Here is a 21,779-nt window from a genome sequence, read left to right as displayed (position 1 = left end):
CCCGGCCATGGGCCGGTTAGTCCGCCGCCGGTTCGGATGCGGCCAGCGCGTCCTCACGCGGGGCCACGTCCTCCGGCAGAATCATTTCGCCGCGGCGGATGGTCCGCGTCAGCGCCCGGCCCAGCACAGCATCCTCATCGCCCGAGGCAATGCCCCCGCCGGGGCGGACCCAGTCGATATGCTCCCGCGTCAGTACCGTCCCCACCCGCACATCGCGCGACGCCACCAAGGAGCGCGTCATTGCCGCGCCGCCGCCCTCTTCGCACGGGGCGGGCTGTTTGCGACCAGTGCCTAACATGGCCTCGGCCCGCCGGATGCGCCGCACCAACTGCGCCATCTCCTCCGGGTCGGCGGCGAGGGCATGGTCGCGGAAGGAGGAATGCTTTTTGTCGATGGTAAAGTGCTTTTCCACGATGCGCGCGCCGCAGGCCACGGCCAGCACTGCGGCCTCTATGCCCAGCGTATGGTCGGAATAGCCCGGCACCACGCCAAGGCGGCCAAGCTCGCGAATGGCGGCGACATTGGCCTGTTCCGGCGGTGTCGGGTACGCGCTGACGCAGTGCAGGGCCGCAACATCCAGTGCCCCGCCCGGAGCATGTCGGCGCAGATAGGCTATGCTCCGCCGCACGTCCTCCAGCCCCACAAGGCCTGTGGAGAGGAGCACGGGCTTGCCCGTGGCCGCCACCGCCGCAAGCAGCGGATGAAATGCATTGTCGCCCGAGGCCACCTTAAACGCCGGAACCAGCGCGTCCAAAAAGTCCACGGCGTCCACGTCAAAGGGTGTGGACAAAAACTCCACCCCCGCCATGCCCGCCACCTGCGCCAAATGCCGAAACGTCTCCAGCGACAGACGATACCGCTCCAGCTGCGCCACGCGTTCACGCTCACGCGGGGACACCAGCCGCACCGGGGTAATGGTCTGAAACTTCACGGCGTCCGCGCCGGCTTCCGCCGCGCGCCAAACCATCTCCTCCGCAAGGACCGCATCGCCCTCGTGGCAGTTGCCAATCTCCGCCACGATAAAAACCCGGCGGTCCGTATTATGCCGTCCTATATGCATCAGCACTCCCCGCAGCGGTCATCCTGCGCGCCGTGATAGTGAAAAATCCGCTCCACTGTGACGGAGGCAAACCCCGCGCGGTGGTAGCACGCCATGGCCTGCATATTCTCGGCCTGCGTTACCGTGCGTATGATGGCAAAACGCCCAAGCTCGCGGCTGGCAAAGGCCATCATGTCGCCCCCGGCGCGAAAGCCCCGGTGCCTGTCATCCACGGCGATGAGGTCCAGCACCAGCTCCTGCCCCCGGCACAGGAACAGAGCAAAACCCGCAACCTCGCCATCGGCATTTTCCGCCACCACCATGGCGTCCCCGCGCTGCCCAAGGAAGAAATTGCGCGCCCAGTCCTCCTTAATGGAATTCGCCACGGGCTTCGGGATCATTGGATCGCGGTGGAAGCGCGAGGAATGGAAGCTCTCCCGCGCAATGCGGCGCACGGCCCCCTCATCGCTGGCGCGCGCCAGCCGGATGGTCAGCGGCCCGGTCCGTTCCATAGGCTCGTCCAAAGGCCGCTCCATGCTCACCGCCGTCACCACAGGCGTGAAGCCCATGTGCCGCAGGACGCACCCCGTCCCCGCCGCATCGGCAAGGATGCGCGTGGACACAAACACCCGGTGCACGCACAAGAGTTCCCCCAGCGCCTCGCGCAGGCGCATGGCGTCCAGCCCGGACAGAATGCATCCGTCCACGGCAAAACAGGGGCGGGCCAGCCGCAGCTCCAACCACTCGTCCCGCCGGATGAAATCGGCGGGCACGCAAAGCACATCATCCTGCACCGTCATTGCCGAACCTCCCGCACCCGCGCGCCGGATGCCGCTCCGGACGCCGCTCCGGACGCCGCCTTGCCATGGCCGTTGCCATTGCCGTGGCCAAACGTCTGCTTGTACCAGTTCAGATACTTCACAAAACCACGCTCCAGCGGCCACTCGGGCCGATAGCCGATATACTCGCGCGCTTTGTCCACGGACAGCGTCCCCCGGTCCGGGGTGAGCTTGTCCTTGGGCACGTAGCGCACGCGCACATCGGGAAAGTGCTTGGCGACGATGGACGCCATGTCCGCCAACGAACGCGATTCCCCGTAGGTGAGATTGAATATCTGGTTGATGGAATTGTCGTTTTGCAGCACGCAGAGCATGCCGCTGACAAAGTCGTCGATGAAAGTAAAATCAAGGCGGTCCGAGCCGTCGCCCAGCACGCGGATTTCCTCACCGTGCAGGGCGTTCTCGATGAATATCTGCCCCACGCGGCGGCTGACGCACCGCTCGCCATACAGGGCCGAGGGGCGGATGATGGTATACGGCAGGCCAAAGGCCTGATTGTAGGCGATGACCAGCTTCTCCCCGCCAAATTTCAGCGCGCCATAGATGCCAATAGGCTCGCACGGCGTCTCCTCCGTGACGATGCCGGTGCGGAAGTTGCCGTAGACCATGCTGGAGGAAAAGTAGATGAAGTGCTCCACCCGCCCACGCGCGCAGTCGAGGGCATTTTCAAGGGTGCGGAAGCTGTGGTCAAAGGTGCTGAAGGGGTCCTTGTTGGACTTGTTGGCATGCGCCACGGCGGCCAACTGAACCACCACGTGCGGGTCTATCCTGTCGATGAGCTTGGACAGGGCGTTATAGTCCCGGCAGTCCTGAATAAACAGCGGCACTCCGGCCTGATGCAGCAGATCGAGGCGTGTATTGAGCATGCTCAGGTACATATCGCGGTGGGCCACATCCTGCCCGGCGGAGGCGAACGTCAGCAGGTTGTTCACCATCAGTCCGTCAATGATGGACACCTCCGCCCCCAGCGCGCGCAGGCGCAGGGCCAAATTGTGTCCGATGAATCCCGCGCCGCCCACAAGGGCAATGCGCCGTCCACGAATCGGGATGACTGCCATGGCTCACAACTCCTTGACGATGTTGCCGAAAGCGCCGGCTATGCTGTGCATCTCATCCGGGCCAAGATGCGGCCCCACTGGCAAAGCCACCGACGCATCACTTATGGCGGCGGCACGGGGATACTGCCCGTCCGTCCAGCCATATTTTTCTCTGTAATAGGCAAGGCGCGGCACCGGGTGCGGATAGTACACGCTAAAGCCCACCCCCGCCCGGCGCAGCGCCAGCAAAATGTCGTCCCGCCGCGGGGCAAGCCGCCCCTCCAACTGCGCCACAAGGCAATAGTGGCTGGGGCGCGAGTCCGGCAGGGTCGCCGCGATAACGCGCACGTCCTCCAGCGCATCAAGCGCTTCGCTCAAAATACGGTGGTTCTCCGCGCGGCGCGCCAGCATCTGGTCCGCGCGCTCCATCTGCGCCAGCCCCAGGGCGGCCTGCATCTCGCTCATGCGGGCGTTCATGCCCAGCATGGTCACGTCGTACATGCCGGGTATGGCGCGCTCATCGTGGGTGCGGTCCACTCCAAAAGCGCGCTTTTGCGCGGCAAGGGCCGCTATCTGCTCGTTCGCCGTGGTGAGCATGCCGCCTTCTGCCGTGGTCAGGTGCTTCACCGGATAAAAGGAAAAGCACCCCGCATCGCCAAACAGGCCCACATGGATGCCGTGCAGGCGCGCGCCAAAGGCCAATGCGCAGTCCTCCACCACGTACAGCCCATGGCGTCCGGCAATGGACATAATGGCGTCCATATCGCAGGGGATGCCAAGATAATGCACCAGCGTAATGCCCCGCGTACGGTCCGTGACGAGGGCCTCCACGTGGTCCGGGTCGATATTGCCCGTTGCCGGGTCGCAATCCGCAAAGACGGGCCGCGCGCCCATAAGCTCAATGGCGTGCGCCGTGGCCACATGCGTCATGGCCGGACAGATGACTTCGTCACCGGGACCAATGCCGAGATGGAACCACGCCACATGCAGGGCCGCCATGCACGAGCTCATGCTCACGCAATGCGCGCCTCCGCCCAGATATGCGGCAAAGGTCCGTTCAAAGGCCGCGCACTGCGGGCCGTGGGTCAGGATGGGACCATCCAGCACCGCGGCCACGGCCTCGCGCTCGCGGTCCGTGATGCTTGGCCTGCCAAAGGGTATGCTCGGGCTTCGCGTCATACGTATTCCATCTCCATCTCTTCCCCGGTTGCGGCGGCCTTGTCGCACGCCAAACACACGCTCACGGCGTCGAACACTTCCTGCGTCATGGGCGCGAGGTCCTTGTCCTCAGCTATCCAGCGGACAAATTGCATCAGCAGCGCGCCCTTGTGCTCCGGGTGCGGCGACTCGGCGAGGGGCGTATGCGGCGTTTCGGGCGAGCGGCTGGTGTAGGTGCGCGCTCCGGCGTCGTCGTAGAGCACCGTGCCCTTGGTGCCGTAAACGCGCAAAACATGCTGGTGCGGCTGCACACACCCGAAATTGGCGGCAAGCCGCCCCACCATGCCGGACGGGAACACCAGCTCCGCCACGGCAAAGTCATTGAATCCCAGCCGGTGCGGATGCGAGCACAGCGCGTTGCCACGGGCGCGCACGGCAACGGGGCGCTCCCCCGCCAGCCACAGCATCAGGTCCGCCATGTGGATGCCGCCGCCCAAAAAGACCGAATAGTCGGGAATCTGCCCGCGCCAGCCATTCGTGATTTTTTCCAGCCGTCCGTAGAGGTACTCGCCATCAAGGGCGTAGAGGGTGCCAAGGCGTCCGGCGTCGACGTCGGCCTTCACCCTTTGGTAGAGCGGCGCGGCGCGCAGGATATGGTTGGAGAGCAGCTTCACCCGTCCTCCGTGGGCAGACCACGCCCGGCGGATGCGCCGCAGGTCCTGCACGGTGAGGCAGACGGGCTTTTCCACAAACACATGCTTGCCCGCCTTGAGGGCGGCCAGCACTTGCCGCGCGTGCATATCATCAGGGCTGGCGATGACCACAAGGTCCACGGCCCCGTCGTCAAAAATATCCTCCACATGCTGCGCCGCAAGGCAGTGGTAGGCCGTCGCCACCTCCCACGCCTTGTGCGCGTCCGGGTCATAGACCTGCCGCAAATCGCACCCGGCCTCCACAAGGGCGCGGGCATGCACCTCGCCCACACCCAAGCCCAAAACAGCACAGCGCAGTGGCCCATCCTGAATCATTCAAGCCTCCCAAGGGTTGCCACGTCCCGCTCCAGACGCCGCATGTCCGACAGCGTATCCACGGCAAGGCTCTGCGGCGCGGACACATCGTGCGGATTCACAATGTTGACGATGCGGTACATTCGGGGACGGTTGTAGAAATGGAGCGTCACATGCTCCCGCTCCTCGGCAGAAAGCAAGGCGGGATCAACGGAAAGGAAGGCCTCCGCGCGGACAAGCTCCGCAGACTGGCCCTGGGGAAAGGTCCGGGGAAAGACGTTGGTCACAATGTCCGCTGTGGCGGGGTCCGCGTGGCGGGCAAATTCCGTCAGCAGACCGGGGAGCAGCAGAGGACTATCCGCGCACACGCGGTAGAACCAGTCGCACGGCGACTCCTGCAGGCACCCGCGAAAGCGCCGAAACACATCATCCAGCACGCCGCGGTACACCTGAACGCCCAGCAGGCGGGCATATTCCGCCAGTGGATCGTCGCTGCCCTCGGTGCTGGTGGCCACCGTGATGCGTGTGCGCGGCACCACCCGCGCCACCCGCTCCACCACATGCGCAAGGAGCGGCACCCCGCAAAACGGAGCGAGCACCTTGCCCGGGAACCTGCTGGAACTCATCCTCGCCTGAATGAACGCCCGAAACATCCCGCCACCTGCACAATTCGTCTGAATGTGATGCAACACACCGGAAAAAGCAGGACTTTTTCCACCATATTGCCATGTAGCAGAATATGAGCGCCATTTCAACACTGCTTCAAAATTTCACGGCATCTCAACACAGTACGACACTTGCGCCGCAACGGGGCTGCACACCCTGCATCAATGCTCCATTGTACAGCACACCCCGTGCCGCAACGCGCTTTGTGCAGTATTCCAAACACCTGCCACGCGCGGCTTTTCGCAGAGTATTCCAAAGCGCCCCCTGCCCCGCCACCACGCCCGAAAGGCGCGGACCAGACCTGTTCCCCTGCGCCACACGCGAGTTCACGCCGCCTCCCAACGCCCCGAAAGAGCACATAAAAAAACGCCGAAACCGCAGAGCGGCTTCGGCGTCGAAAAAATGGCGCGCAGGATGCGCGGGGGACTATCGTTTCCGGCGGGCGGCCACAAGGCGCTGCGCCCAGTCGATGGCGGCGGCAAGGCTGCCCGTATCCGCCACATACTTTCCGGTGATGTCGTAGCCTGTGCCATGGTCCACGGAGGTGCGCACCACAGGCAGGCCAAGGGTCACATTCACGGCCTCGGAAAAGTGCATGAGCTTGAGGGGCGCAAGGCCTTGATCATGATACATGGCCAGCACCGCGCTGTAGCGGCCCTGCACGGCAAAGTGGAACACCGTATCCCCCGGCAGCGGTCCCACGGCGCTCACGCCTTCCTCACAGGCCTGCTGCACGGCAGGGGCAATGATGCGCTCGTCCTCGGTGCCAATTTTGCCGGACTCGCCCGCGTGGGGATTGAGGCCGCACACGGCGATGGGCGCATCGTCAACGCCAAGGGCGCGGACCAACTCATGCGTCAGGTGCAGGCACTTGACCACACGCTCCTTCGTGATGAGGGCGGGAACGTCGGCAAGGCGGGGGTGGGTGGTCACAAGGCTGACCTTGAGCTTCGGCCCACCCAGATGCATGCAGATATTCTCGCGCCCGGCGCCAAGGCGCTCCGCGAAGAATTCCGTATGACCGGGAAAATCAAACCCGGCATCCTGTAGCATGGCTTTATTGAGCGGGCAGGTCACCACGCCTGCGGCCGCGCCATCGCGGAGGAGTTCGCACGCGGCGTCCAGCGTAACGCCAACGGCGTAGCCGCCCTCGGTGCGGGCCTCGCCGGGATGGACGGCTGTGTCCTCAAGGCCAGCAGGCACCAGCAGACAGACGGACGCATCCGGCGCATCGGCAGGGTGCGTCACCCGCGTCCAGAAGGGCGCAATGCCAAGACGCTCCGCATGGTACACAAGGCCCTGCTCCGGGCCAATCATCACAATGCGCGAGGAGGGGCGCTCCCCGCCGCCAAGCAGGCGGCAGGCCAGCTCGGGACCAAGACCGTTCGGGTCGCCAAGGGTAAGAAGCAATGTATTTTCAGGCATAGCGGGGGAAGAGTACGCAAGCGAGCCCCCGCAGTCCAGCACCGGACTGCGGGGGCGCAAAATATCCTACCGCCACGAAACGCCCTGCCACCCCTGCGCGGCGCTACGTTGTCACGACGGAGTTATCACAATCGCCAAAATTACTGCGGACGTACGTATCCGCCGCGTCGTCATTCTCCCACATCTCTTTATCCAGCAAGTACCGGTACTGGAACGATTTTCCCGTCTCAAGGTTGAGCGTTACGGTAAAGGAGCCATCCTTGAGGCGCTTCATGGGCGTTGCCTTTTCGTTCCACTCGTTAAACTCGCCGACAAGTGTGGCGGAGCCCGCTCCATTGGCGGCTTCCTTGGGAAGCCGGAACGTCACCTTGCATACCGGCTTGCTCCGCAAATACATCTTCTTTAGGGACATAAGCTTCCTCCTTAGGGCATTCCTCGTGGAGTATACCCCAACCATCAATTTCGGTTCAAGCGTCAGGCGCGGTCACGCCCAATTTTTTATAGACAGCAAGGTATCCCTCGGCCGAACGCGGCCACGAGAAGGACGCCTTCATGGCGCTGCTGCGAAGCTGGGTCCATTTCTTGGGCTTATCCCACACGGACAATGCGTCCATGATAGCGCGCAAAAAGGCGCTGGGGTCGCCGGGGGCAAAGGTAAAGCCCGTCGCGCCGTAGCGGGGGTATGGCACGATGGTGTCGCGAAGTCCGCCCACCGCGCTGGCTATGGGCACCGTGCCAAAGCGCAGGGAATACATCTGCGTCAACCCGCACGGCTCATAGCGCGACGGCATCAAAAAAATATCCGTCCCGGCCTGAATGTAATGCGCCAACTCCTCCGTGTAGCCAATGCGCGCGGCAAGGCGGCCCTGATACTTCTCCGTCAGCTCCATCAGCTGCGCCTCAAATTCAAGGTTCCCCTCGCCAAGCACCACCACGCCTACGCCGATTTTCATCAGCGCTGGCAGGATATCAAGAAGCAGGTCTATGCCCTTCTGCCGCCGCAGACGGCCAATAAACCCAAGCAGCGGGCGCGTGGCAACGATGGGGTCCATGCCATATTCGCGCAGCAGGTGCTCCTTGCAGATGCGTTTACCCTTCATATTCCCGCGGCAATAAGGGTGCGGCAGGTACTTGTCTCCGCGCGGGTCCCATACGTCGTAATCCGCGCCATTCAAAATACCTGTCAAATCCGCCGAACGCTTACGCAGAATGCCTTCCAGCCCGCAGCCAAAGGCCTCGGTCTGCACTTCCTCGGCGTAGGAGGGGCTGACCGTGGTCACATGGTCAGCGTAGGCAATGCCGGCTTTCAGCATATTGAAGTCGCCCCAAAACTCCGCTCCGTCCATATTCCACGCCGAGGTCGGCAAGCCGCACTCCCAGAACAAACGCGACGAATACCGCCCCTGAAAGGCAAGGTTATGGATGGTCAGCACAGTTTTGACGTCCTTCCAGAAGGGATCAATCTGCCGCCAGTAGTGCAGGTAGGCCATGCTGAGCGCGGCCTGCCAGTCATGGGCGTGGACCACATCCGGCGTGCGGCCCATAAACTTGCACCACTCCAGCGCCGCGCGGCAGAAAAAGACAAACCGCTCGCAGTTGTCGAAATAGTCGCCGCGGTGGGTATTGTAATAGAAGCGGCGGTCGAAATATTCGCCCCGGCTGATGAAATAGACGGGAACGCCCTGATAGTCCGAGTGGAAAACCTCGGCCGTGGTCGGGGGCCACGGATAGCCCACGGGTACATCGGAATGCAGAAGCCGGACAGGATAGCCGGCCGTGGAAAGACGGCCATAGAATGGCGTGACAACGGCAACGTCCACACCCTTCTCCGCCAGCGCCGGAGGAAGCGCGCCCAGCACGTCCGCCAGCCCTCCTGTTTTGGAGAAGGGATACATCTCGGAAGTTATGTGGAGAATCAACGGCCTATCAGCCATCAACGCACCATGCCCCGCCTGGCCGGGGTGGTCTTCGCAGCCCTTATGTCAACGTGTGCTCCCGAAGCCATTGCGCGAAGTCACTGACAATCTTCGCGTGGTCAAAGGCTAATTCCGGAAGCGCGTCCAAAGGAAAGAACCGGGCGTCCCCTGCGTCGTCCCCCGCCTGCAAGGCATCCGGGTCCGTCGTTGTCCCGACAAAGGTGACGCTGAGGGTGTGCATGCGTGGGTCGCGTGCGGGGTCGGAGTAGACCCCAAGCATCCCGGCAAGCTGCACGGCAAGGCCCGTTTCTTCAGCCAACTCGCGCACTGCCGCCTGCTCCACCGTTTCGCCGCAGTCAACAAATCCTCCGGGAAGCGCCCACCCAAGGGGCGGATTGCGGCGCTCCACAAGGACAATTCCCCGCTGCGGGGCATACACCACCACGTCCACAGTGGGGACGGGATTGCAGTACTGCTCGAAACGCTTGCCGCAATGCGGACACTGTGTCTCTTTCATCATGAGGCAATGCCTTCCAACACTCTCATCTTCTTCCCCTTGCGTCCAGAGGGTCGTGAATTTTCCTGTGGTTCATCATGGCGCGCATGAGACATCCCCGTGACATTTGGGTACGCCATGCCCCACCCAAGGACAAGAAAAGTTTGCGCCATTTCCGCAGCGTTGCGCATGGTCAAATTTTTTGAACGGTCCCACATGGTGACATGCGGCGGGTTTTCCGCGCTCCCCTGCCCTTGCTTGCCCGGCTCAGACTCTGGCTCAGGCCCCGGCGTGCGTATGCTCAGGCCAAACTATTCCCATCTGGAATACCCTGAAGGATACCGGAAAACGTCTTTCCCGGCCCGGTCAGGCACGGCGCAACCCGCCCTGTGTCAGGGCGCGTAGCCGCCAGGGCAACGGAACGTGAGGAGGAAGAATGAGGACGGGACCCGTCCTGAGCACCCGCGCAGGCCGCGACAGGGCAAACAAAACAAAAACCGGCTTCTGGGGGCGCAACCCCAAAAGCCGGCTTCTGCAAAACAAAGAAGGTATTTTGAATAGAGCAAGTCGCGGGCCAACTTTGAAATTGCCAGTGCTTTTTCAAATAAACCCAGTAATACCGGGCAACTACAGACTTCACACAAAGCCACACACTGCCTCTCACCGCCGTTTTGGGGTCAAATTTTTTAAACTGCTGCAGGATTCTCCAGCAATCGCCCCAAAAGGAGTCAAAATTTTTTGACCACCCCCGGAAAAGGCACCGGAAAGAGGCTTGGCCTCCCCTCAAAAACATTGGCAGACCGCAAAAAAACTCAAAAAAAGCCCACGCTGCATGCGTGGGCTTTGTCGCTGAGGCAAGGCGCGCCGGGGCGCGTGTCCTGCGCTAGGCGGCGGGCTGGCACACGGCAAAGCCTGCCGCTTCCAGCTCAGCGCGGGAGATGGCTCCCTCGCGGTAGATGGTCAGTTCGCCGGGGCGCTCGATGCCCACCACGGTGGACGGGTCGCCGCCGCGGGGCCATGGCTCCACGTCCAGCACATCGTCCACACCTGCGGTCAGGGCCGGATCAAGGGCCGAGGGGCGCGCGACGGCGCTTTTGCCGCTGATATTGGCACTGGTGGCAACCAGCGGCACGCCAGTGCGGCGCGCAAGTTCGGCGGCGACGGGATGCGGCGTCACACGCACGGAGGTCAACCCGCGCCGGTCCTGAATCTGCGGAGGCAGACCGGGCAACGTGGGCACCAGAACGGAAAGCGGACCCGGCCAGAAACGCTGGCCCAGTTCGAACAGGTCGTCCGGCATCCAATTGGTAATGAGCGACAACTGTTCCGTCTCCGCGATAATGAGCGGAAGCGGCTTGGAGTGGTCGCGATTCTTCAGGGCGAACACACGGGCTGCGGCGGCTTCGTCCAGCCCGCTGCACCCAATGGCGTACAGGGTTTCCGTGGGGTAGACGAGGACGCCCCCGCCCGTAACCACGGCGCATGCACGCTGCATGGCGGTTTCTATTTCGTGCACCAGTCTTCTACCATTTCTTCAAGTGTTTCAGGGTCGTACGTGGGCTGATCGTACATTCCCTTGGCCATGCGCTGCCTGTAGGCTTCGTACATAATGACGGCGGCGGCCACGGAAACGTTCAGACTCTGCACCATACCCTGCATGGGGATGTAAATCTGATCGGGAACCAGCGCGTCCAGCTCCGGGTCCACGCCCCGGTGCTCGTTGCCCAGCATAAAGACCGTGGGCTGCGTGAGGTCATAGTCCATCAGCGGGCGCGCCGTTTCGGAAAAGCCCGTGGACAGGATTTGGTACCCGTCTGCGCGCAGACCGCCAACAAGGCTTTCCGCGCTGGTATGGCGAACGCACTCCACCCACTTTCGTGCAGAACCGGACGACTTGCGCCCAATGTTGGGGAATGCGGTGTCAGTATAATACAGATGAACGCGAGGAACGCCAAAGGCGTCGCAACTGCGCAGGATGGCGGAAACATTATGCGGATCCCAGATATTGGCCATGATGAGCGACAGGTCCTTCTGCCTATGCTCAAGAACGTAGCGCATCTTTGCCTTGCGCTCCGGGGTGCGGCACTGCGGTATTTTTTTCATCCGTCTCCTCTTTTGTAAGAAGGGGTCACCCGGTGGACCGGGCCAAAAGTTCGGTCCGCTCATTACACGTTTTTGCCCTAATTGGAAATAACCCGCCCACACGGCCATTTTTCATGAAATCCGTTCATATGCCAAAAAATACCCTTGACGAGCAACCCGTTAGTTTTGATAAACGTTTCTCAACAGGCGAGGCGTCAAAGCGCCTGCTCTTTTTTTCACAACTCATGTGACAGCGCGGCGACACTGCCGCCACATGCAGTCCCTGAAAAAAAGACGTACAATATAATTGATTTTTTCGGCATTAGCTGACAAAAGGATTTCACCGCCAATTGTTCTTTTTTTCTCAAGGCGTGCGCTTTTTCCCCTGTACGGAAGTGCCCTCTGTACAACGGAAATCCGCCGTCACCAGTTGAGACGGATTGTCAGCGTCGGCCACACAAGGCCGACACCGCCAATGCCGGGGGGACGCCCTTGCCGAAACCGCTTATCGGTCCGGGCGTATTGGAACAAATCCGACAGGGAGCATACCGCCAAACCGCGACCTGCCGCCTTTGGAGCCCGTTCGTGGACCGCTTGGTCCTACCGTCCGAACGTGCTTGCCGCATCCTCACGCACGACAACTCCGCCCCAACACGCGACGACAGCGCACTGTGCGCCGACGAAGAGTGCCCTTCGCGACGCATCGACACGGCTTGAGATGAGTGACGCAGTTGGACGGGCAAACGACGACTGTTTGCTTGCCCACCAATTCCCTTCGAAACGCTTGTTGTCTGATGGAGGATCTTGATGGTTGATAAAGCAAAAGCCGCCGTTCAAGAGGTGATGTTCGATAAGAGGCGATTCTTCGCCATGCTTACGGGTATTCTCCTTTTTGTCGTGGTGTACTGGTCCCCCCAGTGGGCCGACGCCATCGACCCGGCTGGCAAACACTTCGTCCTCACGCGTGAGGGCAAGGGCGCGCTGGCAGTATTTCTGCTTGCCGGCACCTGGTGGGTGTTTGAAGTTGTTCCCATTGGCATCACTTCGCTGCTGATTGGCATTCTTCAGGCGCTGTTCCTCATCCGCCCGGCTAAGGCCGCGTTTAAGGACTTCATGGACCCGTCCGTGATGTTCATCTTCGCATCCCTCATTATTGGCGCTGTCTTCACCAAGACAGGCCTCACCAAACGCCTGGCCTACAAGATGCTGGGCATCGTCGGTGAACGCACGTCCATGATCCTTTTGGGCACGTTCGTGGTTTGCGCTGCACTGACGCACATCATGGCCCACACCGCTGTGGCCGCAACGCTCTATCCGCTTCTGGTTGCCATTTACAGCCTCTACACCGACGAGACCAAGCCGACCAAATTCGGCAAGGCGCTCTTTATGGGTATGGCCTACGTGGCTGGTGCCGGTTCCATCGTCACTCTGCTTGGTGCAGCGCGTGGCGCGGTGGCCCTTGGGTTCTTCAAGGACATCATGAATCAGGACGTCAGCTTCTTTACCCTGACCTATTACATGGCGCCCATCGGCTGGACCATGACCTTCCTGCTGTGGGGCTTCTTTATGCTGCTCCTGCCGCCGGAACGGAAAACCATCCCCGGCATCCGCGAAAAAGCCGCAGAGCTGAGTGCTCAGCTCGGTCCCATCACCCGTGATGAGATTATGGCGGCCGTCATTGTGGGTGGCGCCATCCTCACCATGAGCCTGCGCTCGTTCATCCCGGCTCTGCAGCCTATCGACAAGACCGCCATTATCCTGTCCTCCACCGTGCTGTTCTACGTCTTCAAGATTCTTGACCTTAAGAATCTCGAAGAAGTTCCGTGGAACATCATCCTGCTGTTCTCCGGCGCGATGAGCATTGGTTTCTGTCTGTGGGAGACGGGTGCCGCCAAGTGGCTGGCCGTCAACTGGCTGACCCTGTTCGAGCAGGCGCACTGGTTCGTGTTTGTCATGGGCATCGCCTTCTTCGTCATGATGATGACCAACTTCATCATGAACGTTGCGGCCATTGCCATTTCCCTGCCTGTTGCGCTGGTTATCGCCCCCTATCTGGGCGTTGCCGGCGAAGTCATCCTGTTCTCCTCCCTGGTCGTGGCGGGCATGCCGTTCCTGCTCCTTGTGGGCGCGGCGCCAAACGCCATTGCGTACAACTCCAAGCAGTTCACCAGCGGTGAGTTCTTCCTCTACGGAATTCCCGCCAGTATCCTGCTGATGGTTGTCACCGGCCTTGCGGTGATGTTCCTGTGGCCTGTCATGGGCATGCCCATTACCATCCCCGTAGGAGGATAAGAGGACATACACAGTATGCTATGCGGGGCGGCAGCGGCGGATTTCTCCGCCGCAGTCGCCCTGCCCAAAACATGATTCTGATGGAGAAAATCACAATGCCTCAGCTTCAAAACCTGCTGAACAACATCATCAACCGGGTCAACGTCAACCTTCGCGAATTTACGGACGTGGGCCCGCATATCAGACACCTTGTCGACAGGAACAGACTCGCCGGATTTTACGCCTTCTATGGCCTAACCCAGCATCATCCGCTGTATTTCAAGTTCAATAAATCCTGCCTGTCCGGCACCTATCTCCTCGGCAAGTGCGAGGTAAACCGCTCCATCATCTACAAGAGTGACATCCGCGGCGACGAGCTCAAGCGCCGTGGCGATGTGGTCCCGTTCGGGGACATGAAGATCCGCCTGTTCCAAGACGAAATCATCTACATCCGCGACAGCTACCTCATCAAAACCCTCGTTCACAATCATTCCCACGATCCCGAAAACCTTGAAAAATTTGGCATCCGAAACACCGTTGCCCTGCACTGGTCCAACATCCACGGCGCGCCCGTCGAGGGCTGTTTCCTCGGCCCCTTCGCCACCGTGGACCTGACCAGCGCCCACAACTGTGTGTTCGGCACCTACTCCTATACGCAGGTCGGCGAGTTGGTGAACACCTTCGTCAAGCCCGGTCAGGTTTGGATTCGCACCAAGGACTTCGAATTCAACTACCAGTTCGACGAAGAAGTGCTTCGCCGTTATGTCGCTTACGAAACCGGCAAAGCCCCCTCGGGCATCCTCATGGACTACGTTGAGGAACGCAAAGCCGACTTCATGCCCATCTACAGCTCCATACAGGAGCACCCCGTTCCGGTGCCTCCGGGCGCATCCCTGTCGCCGTACGCTGTGGTCAAGGGCCAAACCCGCATCGACAAGAACGTCCTCGTAGCCCAGCGCGCCTACCTTGAGGAAGCATGGCTCGGCCATGGCTCCAACGCGCAGGAAAACTGCTACATCGTCCACTCCAGCCTGGAGGGCGAAGACGTCACCGCCCACGGCGGCAAGGTGGTCCACGCTCACCTTGGCAAGCACGTGTTTGTGGGCTTCAACGCCTTCCTGCACGGCACGCCCGAGACGCCGCTTCAGGTCGGCTCAAACACCATCATCATGCCCCACACCATCATCGACGCCGATGAACCGCTGGAAATCCCGTCCGACACGCTGGTTTGGGGCTACATCCGCAATGCCGACGACCTCAAGCAGCACTCCATCGCCCTCGTCGATCTGGAAAAGATCACCGACGGCATGGAGATGGGCGCAATGCGCTTCAGCGGCAGCGGCAAAGTCTTTGCGGACGCCTTCCGTGGCCGCATCCGCCACATCCTGGAAGAGAACGGCGCGTTCTTCGACGAAGCCAACAACGCCGGACACGCCCAGAAGAATCAGGAAATGGCCTTTAATATCCTCCAGCCCTACCCCTCCGGCGACCTTGCCGGACTCTATCCCAAGCTGGAGATTAAACCCACGGAACTTGAAACCATTGACGAGTTCTCAGCGCCCTAGATGAAACCCGCCTCAGCACAACAACGGCCACGTGGGAAACCGCGTGGCCGTTCTTTTTCCCCCGCCCCATAGTGTTTTCCGCACCAGTTATGCTATGCTTCAACGCGCGGTTTCACATCGGCGCCCAATTTGAGCGCGCAGCAAGCTCCAAAGACAGGGCCGGTGAAAATCGCCCAAAGCGTCCGCGAGACGACACAAAACACATGACATGCAACACTGCGGCGAATGCTGCGGCAAAACATCGTAGAATATGAGCCGTTTATAGTGTACAACACAGGGCTGTACCCCCATACAGCCAGCGCAAGGGAAGGCAAAATATGCACGGAGCAGAGTCTGCGCACACAGGCTTGTTCTGAACTTCACGAATTGCGTCGAACCGAGTGCTCACTCGGGTGGTGCGATCATATCCTATATCATAGGAATACCGCACCAATTCTGGATTTTTCGGACGGCAAGCTATTCACGAATGAGCACAAATAGGGTACAGATTTCTTTGCTTTTTGGGAGGAGGTGCCCCCAAAAAGAGAAAGGAGAGGAATCTTAACCAAATAATTCCGTACAGTTATAACCAAGGATTCGCTCATGGCCATTTCTAATGACCATCTTGGACGGCGGCATGGGCCTGCCGACAAGATAGGTGCGTCCGCCAAGCCGCGTAAGCGACGTGTCGGGCCCATGGTATCCACATTCGTCATCATGGCGATTGCATGGGTCATTCTCTCGGGAAAGTTCGACGCTTTCCACCTGACGCTGGGAGTCATCTCCTGTGCCATCGTCGCCTGGTTCTCCAGTGACCTGCTGTTTCCGCCCAAAGACGGCGTCAACGGCCCCACGGCAACCTGGCTTCGTTTCCCGCTCTACATCCCGTGGCTTCTGCTGGAGATCATCAAAGCCAACTTCTGGCTGATGTATCTCGTCTTCCACCCCAGGATGCTGGACAAGATTGACCCCAAGGTCATCAAGTTCGATAGCCGCCTGCAGAAAACCATGGCACGGCTCGCCTTTGCCAACTCCATCACGCTCACACCCGGTACCATTACGGTGTATGTGGACGTGGACGGCCGCTACACCGTCCATGCCATTGACGAGAAGTCCGCATCCGGTGTGCCTGGCGAGATGGAGGAAAAAGTAGCAAAGACTTTCGGAGAGTAACCTATGGATTCGTACTTTCTGTTTGCCGCCCTGTGCCTTATCGCCGTTATGATCGTCACCCTGTACCGCACGGTGGTTGGTCCTACGGTTATGGACAGGATGCTGGGCGTCAACGCCATCGGGTCCAAGACGGTGGTGCTGCTTGTCCTTTTGGGCTTCAGTTTCGATCGTGTGGACATGTTCGTGGACATTGCGCTGGCGTACGGCATGCTGAACTTCATCGCCGTTATCGCGGCCAGCCGCTACTTCCAGAAACGCAAGGGACTCCACGACGAGTCCTAGGGCAGCTTTTACCCTGCACAAAGGAGAAAAAAAGACATGATACTCGACATCATCGTCATGACGCTGCTGCTTTTGGGCATCGTCGTCTTCGCCGGGGCCGCCCTTGGCATCGTCCGTTTCCCGGACTTCTATTCCCGCCTGCACCCGGCGGGCAAGATGGACACTCTGGGTTCGGCGCTGATGCTCCTCGGTCTGGCGCTGTACAACCTGCATCACTTCGAGGTGGCAACCCTGCTGACCAGCCTCAAGATCATGTTCATTCTGGTCTTCGTCTTCATCGCCAGCCCTACCGCGACCCACGCCCTTGTGGATGCGGGCTTCCGCGCTGGTCTGAAGCCGTGGAAAAAAGGACAGGAAAGGAGATAGTCGCATGATCTGGCAGATAGACGAAGCAATTCTGATTCTGGTCATGTTCTGTGCCATCGGCGCCCTGCAGGTCAAAGACCTTTTGGGTGCGGCCCTCGTCTTCGGCGCGTTCAGCTTCATGATGTGCGTTCTGTGGACGTCCATGGGCGCTGTTGACGTGGCCTTTACCGAGGCCGCCGTCGGCGCTGGCGTGAGCACGGTGCTGTTCATCGGTGCCGTCTTCAGAACTTCAAGGAGGTCCAAGGACTGATGATGAAGCATCTGAGTCTGGCAACCGTCGTCATCACCGGCCTGCTGCTGATTTACATCACCGGCAGCTTCCCGGCTTGGGGCGACCCGAACTCCCCCGCCAGCACGCACCTTTCGAACCACTACATCACCAAAACCATGGAAGAGACGAGTGTCCCGAACATCGTCTCCGCCGTTTTGGGCGACTATCGTGGATTCGACACCATGTTTGAAACCACGGTGGTGTTCTGTGCTGGTATGGCCGTCTTTTTCATGCTTGGTGCCTACAAGCGTGACCAACCAACGGTCCGTCAGTTCCGCCACACCGAAACCGGCGTGGTGCTGCGCTTCCGCAATGGCGCAAAGACCCCACGCGAGGGCGGCGCGTTTGAAGAAATCGACCCCACGTGGATACCGTACGATTTCATCGTCTCACGCGTGGCCAAGCTGATGGTCCCCTTCATCCAAATCTTCGGCCTGTACGTCATCGCCCACGGCCACCACAGCCCGGGCGGCGGCTTTCAGGGCGGCGTCATCCTTGCGGCAGCCTTCCTGCTGCTGGGCCTGTCGCACAACATGCGCACGCTGATCAACCGCGTCTCCAACAAGGCGCTGGGGCTTATGTCCGCAGCGGGTGTGGTCCTCTACGCCGGTTACGGCGCGCTGGCCATGATCTACGGCGGCAACTTCCTCGACTACTCCGCCCTGGCGGGCCTTCTGGGCATGGACCCGGTGGCCGCCCGCTCGTTCGGCATCCTTGTTATTGAGATCGGCGTGGGCCTCACCGTCATGTCCACGATGGTCATCATCTACAACAATGTCGCCTCTGTCGGCAGATACGACGAGGGCCTCTAGTATGCATGAACTGCTCGAAACCGTGATAACGGCCAAGTACAACTACTGGGCGTACACCGTGCTGATGATGATCGGCGTATGGGCGATGATTGGAAAGAACAACTTGGTCAAGAAGGTGATCGGCATGAACATCTTCCAGACCTCCATCATCCTGTTCTACGTCTCCATCGGCTCGAAAAAGGGCGCGACGATTCCGATCCTTCAGCACGCACACGGCGCGACGAACCACGCCGTCAACGCCGCGGACTACATCAACCCGCTGCCTCACGTGCTGATGCTGACCGCCATCGTCGTCTCCGTGGCGACCCTCGGTGTGGCACTGGCGCTTCTGCTCAATATTTATAAAGAGCACAAGACGCTGGAAGAAGACGAAATCTTAAAACACCTCAGCGAATAATGAACCAATATCCTGCGCTTATACTCATCGCACCGTTGTTGTCGGCCTTTGCCGTCGCCATCGGCGGATGGTTCGGCCGGCGGATCCACTTCCCCGTGGCCGTCGCCGCGCTGGGCGTGTCCGTCCTTTCCGCCATCGGCCTGCTTGCTCAGGTGATGGCAGACGGCCCATTCAGCTACCGCCTTGGCGGCTGGCCGCCGCCCGTCGGCATCGAGTACTATGTGGACCACCTGAACGCTTTGGTCCTGCTGCTCGTCGCCGGTCTGGGATTCGTCAACCTCATTGCCACCCGCGCCGACATCGAGCGCCGCTACGAAGGCAAGGTCCCCGTGTTCTACACGCTGTACCTGTTGTCCGTGGCCGGTCACCTCGGCATCGTCGTTACTGGTGACGCGTTCAACCTCTACGTTCTGCTCGAGATCGCCGCGCTGTCCGGCTACGCACTGCTTGCCATGGGCAACGCCCGTGCGCCGCTGTCCACCCTGCGCTACCTGTTTATGGGTACTGTGGGTGCGTCGTTCTACCTGCTGGGCGTCGGCTACATGTACATCATGACCGGCTCCCTCAACATGCAGGACCTCGCCACCATTCTGCCGAACCTCTATGGCAACCCCGCCATCATCGCCGCCTTTGGCTTGGTGCTGGCCGGTGTGTTCGCCAAGATGGCGTTCTTCCCCATGCACGCATGGCTGCCCGGCGCCTACGGTGACGCAGGCAACCCGGCATCCAGCCTCATCGCCCCCATGACCACCAAAGTCATGGTCTACGTGATGATCCGCATGATGCTGACCGTGTTCCAGCCCGAGTTCGTGTTCTCCTCGCCCGAGGTGAGCCGCGCTATCGTCTGGCTGGCGGTCATCGCCATGATGGCAGGTGCCTTCTTTGCCCTGTCCAGCCGCGACCTCAAGCGCATGCTGACCTTCATCCTCATCTCCGAGGTTGGCTACATGGTCGGCGGCGCATGGCTCGGCAACCGTATCGGCATGTCCGGCTCCATCCTGCACATCGTCAACGACGCCGTGATGACGCTGTGCGTGTTCCTGTGCGTTGGCTGCATTGCCTACCGCCACGAGAACACCCACTTCGACAACCTGAAGGGGCTGTTCCGCACACAGCCGTTCACCATGACGGCCTTTGTCATCGCCGCGCTGGCCATGATTGGCGTGCCGCCGACCTGCGGCTTCTTCTCCAAGTGGTATCTCATCCTCGGCGGCCTAGAGGCCAATCACTACGGCTTTGTGGCCGCACTCATTCTGTCGAGCCTGATGAACGTTGTCATGTTCTTCAGAATATTCGAGATCGCCTACTTTGAGCCGTTCGCCGAAGGTCACGGTCATGAACACGGCCACGGCCCTGCGCCGCAGCCCATCAAGGACGCGCCGTGGAGCATGGTGGTTCCGCTGCTTCTGGTGGCAGTGGGCCTCATCGTGCTGGGCCTGTACTCCGGCGACATCGTCACCCGCGTCATCGACTTCGCCATTCCGGCCAACATCGCCTAGGGGACTCGTATGCACTATGAAACTATAGTCTCTGTCAGACCGCTCATCGCCGTTCTGGTCTCCCTGGCGGTCATGCCCATCATCGCGTCGTGCGGCAAATCGCCCAACGCGCGTGAGGCATGGACGTTTATTGCGGGAGCCATCAAGCTGGCCATCGTGGCATCCATGGTGCCGGCCGTGCTGGACGGCGTTCAGTTTACATACACCATGTTCGAGGTGCTGCCCGGCGTACCGCTGGCCTTTAAGGTTGACGCCTTTGGCCTGATGTTCGCGCTGGTCTCCTCGTCCTTGTGGATTCTGACCTCCATCTACTCCATCGGCTACATGCGTGCGGAGCACGAGCACAGCCAGACGCGCTACTTCGCGTTCTTTGCGCTGGCGCTGTCCTCCACCATTGGTGTGGCCTTCTCCGCCAACCTGCTGACCATGTACATGTTCTACGAGATTCTCTCCCTGAGCACGTACCCCTTGGTCACGCACCATCAGGACCCCGAAGCCCGCGCCTCCGGCCGCAAGTACCTGCTCTACATCATGGGCACGTCCATCGGTCTGGCGCTTCCGGCCATGCTGGTCGCCTACTTCCAGGCGGGCACGCTGGACTTCGGTCCCGGCGGCTTCCTTGCCGGTCACGTCACCCCGACCATGGCCACCACCTTGCTGGTGATGTTCCTGTTCGGTTTCGCCAAGGTCGGCATCATGCCGTTCCACTCCTGGCTGCCCGCAGCCATGGTGGCGCCCACGCCTGTTTCGGCCCTGCTGCACGCAGTGGCGGTTGTTAAGGTTGGTGCGTTCTCCGTGCTGCGCGTCATCACCGGAGTGTTCGGCGTAGACCTGCTGGCCCAGATGAACCTGTCGTGGTTTATCTGCACGGCGGCAAGTGTGACCATCATCACAGCCTCGCTCATAGCGCTGTCGCAGGACGGACTCAAACGGCGGCTGGCCTTCTCGACCATTGGCCAGTTGTCCTACATCGTCCTCGGCCTTGGCCTGTTGGCCCCGAAAGCGCTCATTGGCGGCAGCGTGCATATTGCCATGCACGCCTTCGGTAAGATTACGCTCTTCATGTGCGCCGGCGCCATTTTTGTTGGCGCGGGCAAGAAGAACATCAGCGAGATGGTGGGCATCGGCAAGCGCATGCCCGTGACCATGGCGGCGTTCCTTATCGGCTCGCTGTCCGTCATCGGCATTCCGCCCACTGGCGGCTTCTTCTCCAAGTGGTACCTGCTGCAAGGCACCATAGAAGCCGGACAGTGGCCGTTCATGGTGGTGCTGCTGGTCAGCTCGCTGCTGAACGCGGCCTACTTCCTGCCCATCGTCTACAAGGCGTTCTTCTGCACGGCTGATGAATGCATGTTCAATGAGGGCGTCAAGGAAGCGCCAATCCAGTGCGTGGCACCCCTTGTCATCACAGCGGCGTGCTCCATTGGGCTCTTCTTCTACCCCGACGTGTTCATGAACCTGGCCAAGCTGGCCGTGGGCGTGACCCCCTAAGGAGAGGG

Annotated in this window: 22 protein-coding genes; 10 read left to right on the top strand and 12 right to left on the bottom strand. The window is 60.7% G+C overall.

Annotated features, from left to right (window positions below):
• Positions 1-16 precede the first annotated feature (16 nt).
• The 12 genes from ACI3L3_RS08045 to ACI3L3_RS07990 form a co-directional block, all read right to left on the bottom strand.
• Complete coding sequence (locus ACI3L3_RS08045) at positions 17-1,060, bottom strand: N-acetylneuraminate synthase family protein (protein ID WP_404844593.1); 1,044 nt, start codon at positions 1,058-1,060, stop codon at positions 17-19.
• Positions 1,060-1,839 (bottom strand): GNAT family N-acetyltransferase, encoded by a 780-nt coding sequence (locus ACI3L3_RS08040; protein ID WP_404844592.1) that lies wholly within the window; start codon positions 1,837-1,839, stop codon positions 1,060-1,062. The genes ACI3L3_RS08045 and ACI3L3_RS08040 overlap by 1 nt, the downstream gene beginning before the upstream one ends.
• Positions 1,836-2,936, bottom strand: coding sequence for an NAD-dependent epimerase/dehydratase family protein (locus ACI3L3_RS08035; RefSeq protein ID WP_404844591.1), 1,101 nt, complete (start codon positions 2,934-2,936; stop codon positions 1,836-1,838). Before ACI3L3_RS08035 ends, ACI3L3_RS08040 begins: the two co-directional genes overlap by 4 nt.
• A gap of 3 nt (positions 2,937-2,939) precedes the next feature.
• Complete coding sequence (locus ACI3L3_RS08030) at positions 2,940-4,094, bottom strand: DegT/DnrJ/EryC1/StrS family aminotransferase (RefSeq protein ID WP_404844590.1); 1,155 nt, start codon at positions 4,092-4,094, stop codon at positions 2,940-2,942.
• Complete coding sequence (locus ACI3L3_RS08025; RefSeq protein WP_404844589.1) at positions 4,091-5,101, bottom strand: Gfo/Idh/MocA family protein; 1,011 nt, start codon at positions 5,099-5,101, stop codon at positions 4,091-4,093. Before ACI3L3_RS08025 ends, ACI3L3_RS08030 begins: the two co-directional genes overlap by 4 nt.
• Positions 5,098-5,733, bottom strand: coding sequence for a cytidylyltransferase domain-containing protein (locus ACI3L3_RS08020; RefSeq protein WP_404844588.1), 636 nt, complete (start codon positions 5,731-5,733; stop codon positions 5,098-5,100). The genes ACI3L3_RS08025 and ACI3L3_RS08020 overlap by 4 nt, the downstream gene beginning before the upstream one ends.
• A gap of 439 nt (positions 5,734-6,172) precedes the next feature.
• Positions 6,173-7,171, bottom strand: coding sequence for a 4-hydroxythreonine-4-phosphate dehydrogenase PdxA (gene pdxA, locus ACI3L3_RS08015; protein WP_404844587.1), 999 nt, complete (start codon positions 7,169-7,171; stop codon positions 6,173-6,175).
• Between the two features lie 103 nt (positions 7,172-7,274).
• Positions 7,275-7,583: an isoamylase early set domain-containing protein gene (locus ACI3L3_RS08010; RefSeq protein WP_404844586.1), complete on the bottom strand. Its 309-nt coding sequence runs from the start codon at positions 7,581-7,583 to the stop codon at positions 7,275-7,277.
• A gap of 55 nt (positions 7,584-7,638) precedes the next feature.
• Complete coding sequence (glgA, locus tag ACI3L3_RS08005; protein ID WP_404844585.1) at positions 7,639-9,105, bottom strand: glycogen synthase GlgA; 1,467 nt, start codon at positions 9,103-9,105, stop codon at positions 7,639-7,641.
• A 43-nt stretch (positions 9,106-9,148) separates the two neighbouring features.
• Positions 9,149-9,607: an NUDIX domain-containing protein gene (locus ACI3L3_RS08000; RefSeq protein ID WP_404844584.1), complete on the bottom strand. Its 459-nt coding sequence runs from the start codon at positions 9,605-9,607 to the stop codon at positions 9,149-9,151.
• 859 nt (positions 9,608-10,466) lie between these two features.
• Complete coding sequence (locus ACI3L3_RS07995; RefSeq protein ID WP_404844583.1) at positions 10,467-11,078, bottom strand: L-threonylcarbamoyladenylate synthase; 612 nt, start codon at positions 11,076-11,078, stop codon at positions 10,467-10,469.
• Positions 11,079-11,086: 8 nt separating this feature from the next.
• The gene (locus ACI3L3_RS07990; RefSeq protein ID WP_404844582.1) at positions 11,087-11,686 is read right to left on the bottom strand and encodes a TrmH family RNA methyltransferase; all 600 of its coding nucleotides are present in this window, start codon (positions 11,684-11,686) and stop codon (positions 11,087-11,089) included.
• A 786-nt stretch (positions 11,687-12,472) separates the two neighbouring features.
• Here ACI3L3_RS07990 and ACI3L3_RS07985 point away from each other — a divergent pair.
• From ACI3L3_RS07985 to ACI3L3_RS07940, 10 genes are all read left to right on the top strand, one after another.
• On the top strand, positions 12,473-13,957 hold the full coding sequence (locus tag ACI3L3_RS07985; protein ID WP_404844581.1) for an SLC13 family permease: 1,485 nt from the start codon (positions 12,473-12,475) through the stop codon (positions 13,955-13,957).
• A 95-nt stretch (positions 13,958-14,052) separates the two neighbouring features.
• Positions 14,053-15,501, top strand: a complete 1,449-nt coding sequence (locus tag ACI3L3_RS07980; RefSeq protein ID WP_404844580.1) for a transferase — start codon at positions 14,053-14,055, stop codon at positions 15,499-15,501.
• Positions 15,502-16,176: 675 nt separating this feature from the next.
• The gene (locus ACI3L3_RS07975) at positions 16,177-16,653 is read left to right on the top strand and encodes a Na+/H+ antiporter subunit E (protein ID WP_404844579.1); all 477 of its coding nucleotides are present in this window, start codon (positions 16,177-16,179) and stop codon (positions 16,651-16,653) included.
• Positions 16,654-16,656: 3 nt separating this feature from the next.
• Positions 16,657-16,935, top strand: coding sequence for a monovalent cation/H+ antiporter complex subunit F (locus ACI3L3_RS07970; protein WP_404844578.1), 279 nt, complete (start codon positions 16,657-16,659; stop codon positions 16,933-16,935).
• A 36-nt stretch (positions 16,936-16,971) separates the two neighbouring features.
• Positions 16,972-17,301 (top strand): monovalent cation/H(+) antiporter subunit G, encoded by a 330-nt coding sequence (gene mnhG / locus ACI3L3_RS07965; RefSeq protein ID WP_404844577.1) that lies wholly within the window; start codon positions 16,972-16,974, stop codon positions 17,299-17,301.
• Positions 17,302-17,305: 4 nt separating this feature from the next.
• Positions 17,306-17,551 carry a Na(+)/H(+) antiporter subunit B gene (locus tag ACI3L3_RS07960; protein ID WP_404844576.1) on the top strand — a complete coding sequence of 82 codons (246 nt, stop codon included), beginning with the start codon at positions 17,306-17,308 and terminating at the stop codon, positions 17,549-17,551.
• On the top strand, positions 17,551-18,384 hold the full coding sequence (locus ACI3L3_RS07955; protein WP_404844575.1) for a Na(+)/H(+) antiporter subunit B: 834 nt from the start codon (positions 17,551-17,553) through the stop codon (positions 18,382-18,384). The genes ACI3L3_RS07960 and ACI3L3_RS07955 overlap by 1 nt, the downstream gene beginning before the upstream one ends.
• A gap of 1 nt (position 18,385) precedes the next feature.
• On the top strand, positions 18,386-18,781 hold the full coding sequence (locus ACI3L3_RS07950) for a cation:proton antiporter subunit C (protein ID WP_404844574.1): 396 nt from the start codon (positions 18,386-18,388) through the stop codon (positions 18,779-18,781).
• The gene (locus ACI3L3_RS07945; RefSeq protein ID WP_404844573.1) at positions 18,781-20,280 is read left to right on the top strand and encodes a proton-conducting transporter membrane subunit; all 1,500 of its coding nucleotides are present in this window, start codon (positions 18,781-18,783) and stop codon (positions 20,278-20,280) included. Before ACI3L3_RS07950 ends, ACI3L3_RS07945 begins: the two co-directional genes overlap by 1 nt.
• Positions 20,281-20,289: 9 nt before the next feature.
• On the top strand, positions 20,290-21,771 hold the full coding sequence (locus ACI3L3_RS07940; protein ID WP_404844572.1) for a monovalent cation/H+ antiporter subunit D family protein: 1,482 nt from the start codon (positions 20,290-20,292) through the stop codon (positions 21,769-21,771).
• The last annotated feature ends 8 nt before the right edge of the window (positions 21,772-21,779 follow it).

This window comes from Desulfobaculum sp. SPO524 (assembly GCF_044987625.1).
GTDB lineage: Bacteria > Desulfobacterota > Desulfovibrionia > Desulfovibrionales > Desulfovibrionaceae > Desulfobaculum.
Note: the sequence above shows the minus strand (reverse complement) of the source record. Positions and strands in the feature narration are given on the sequence as shown.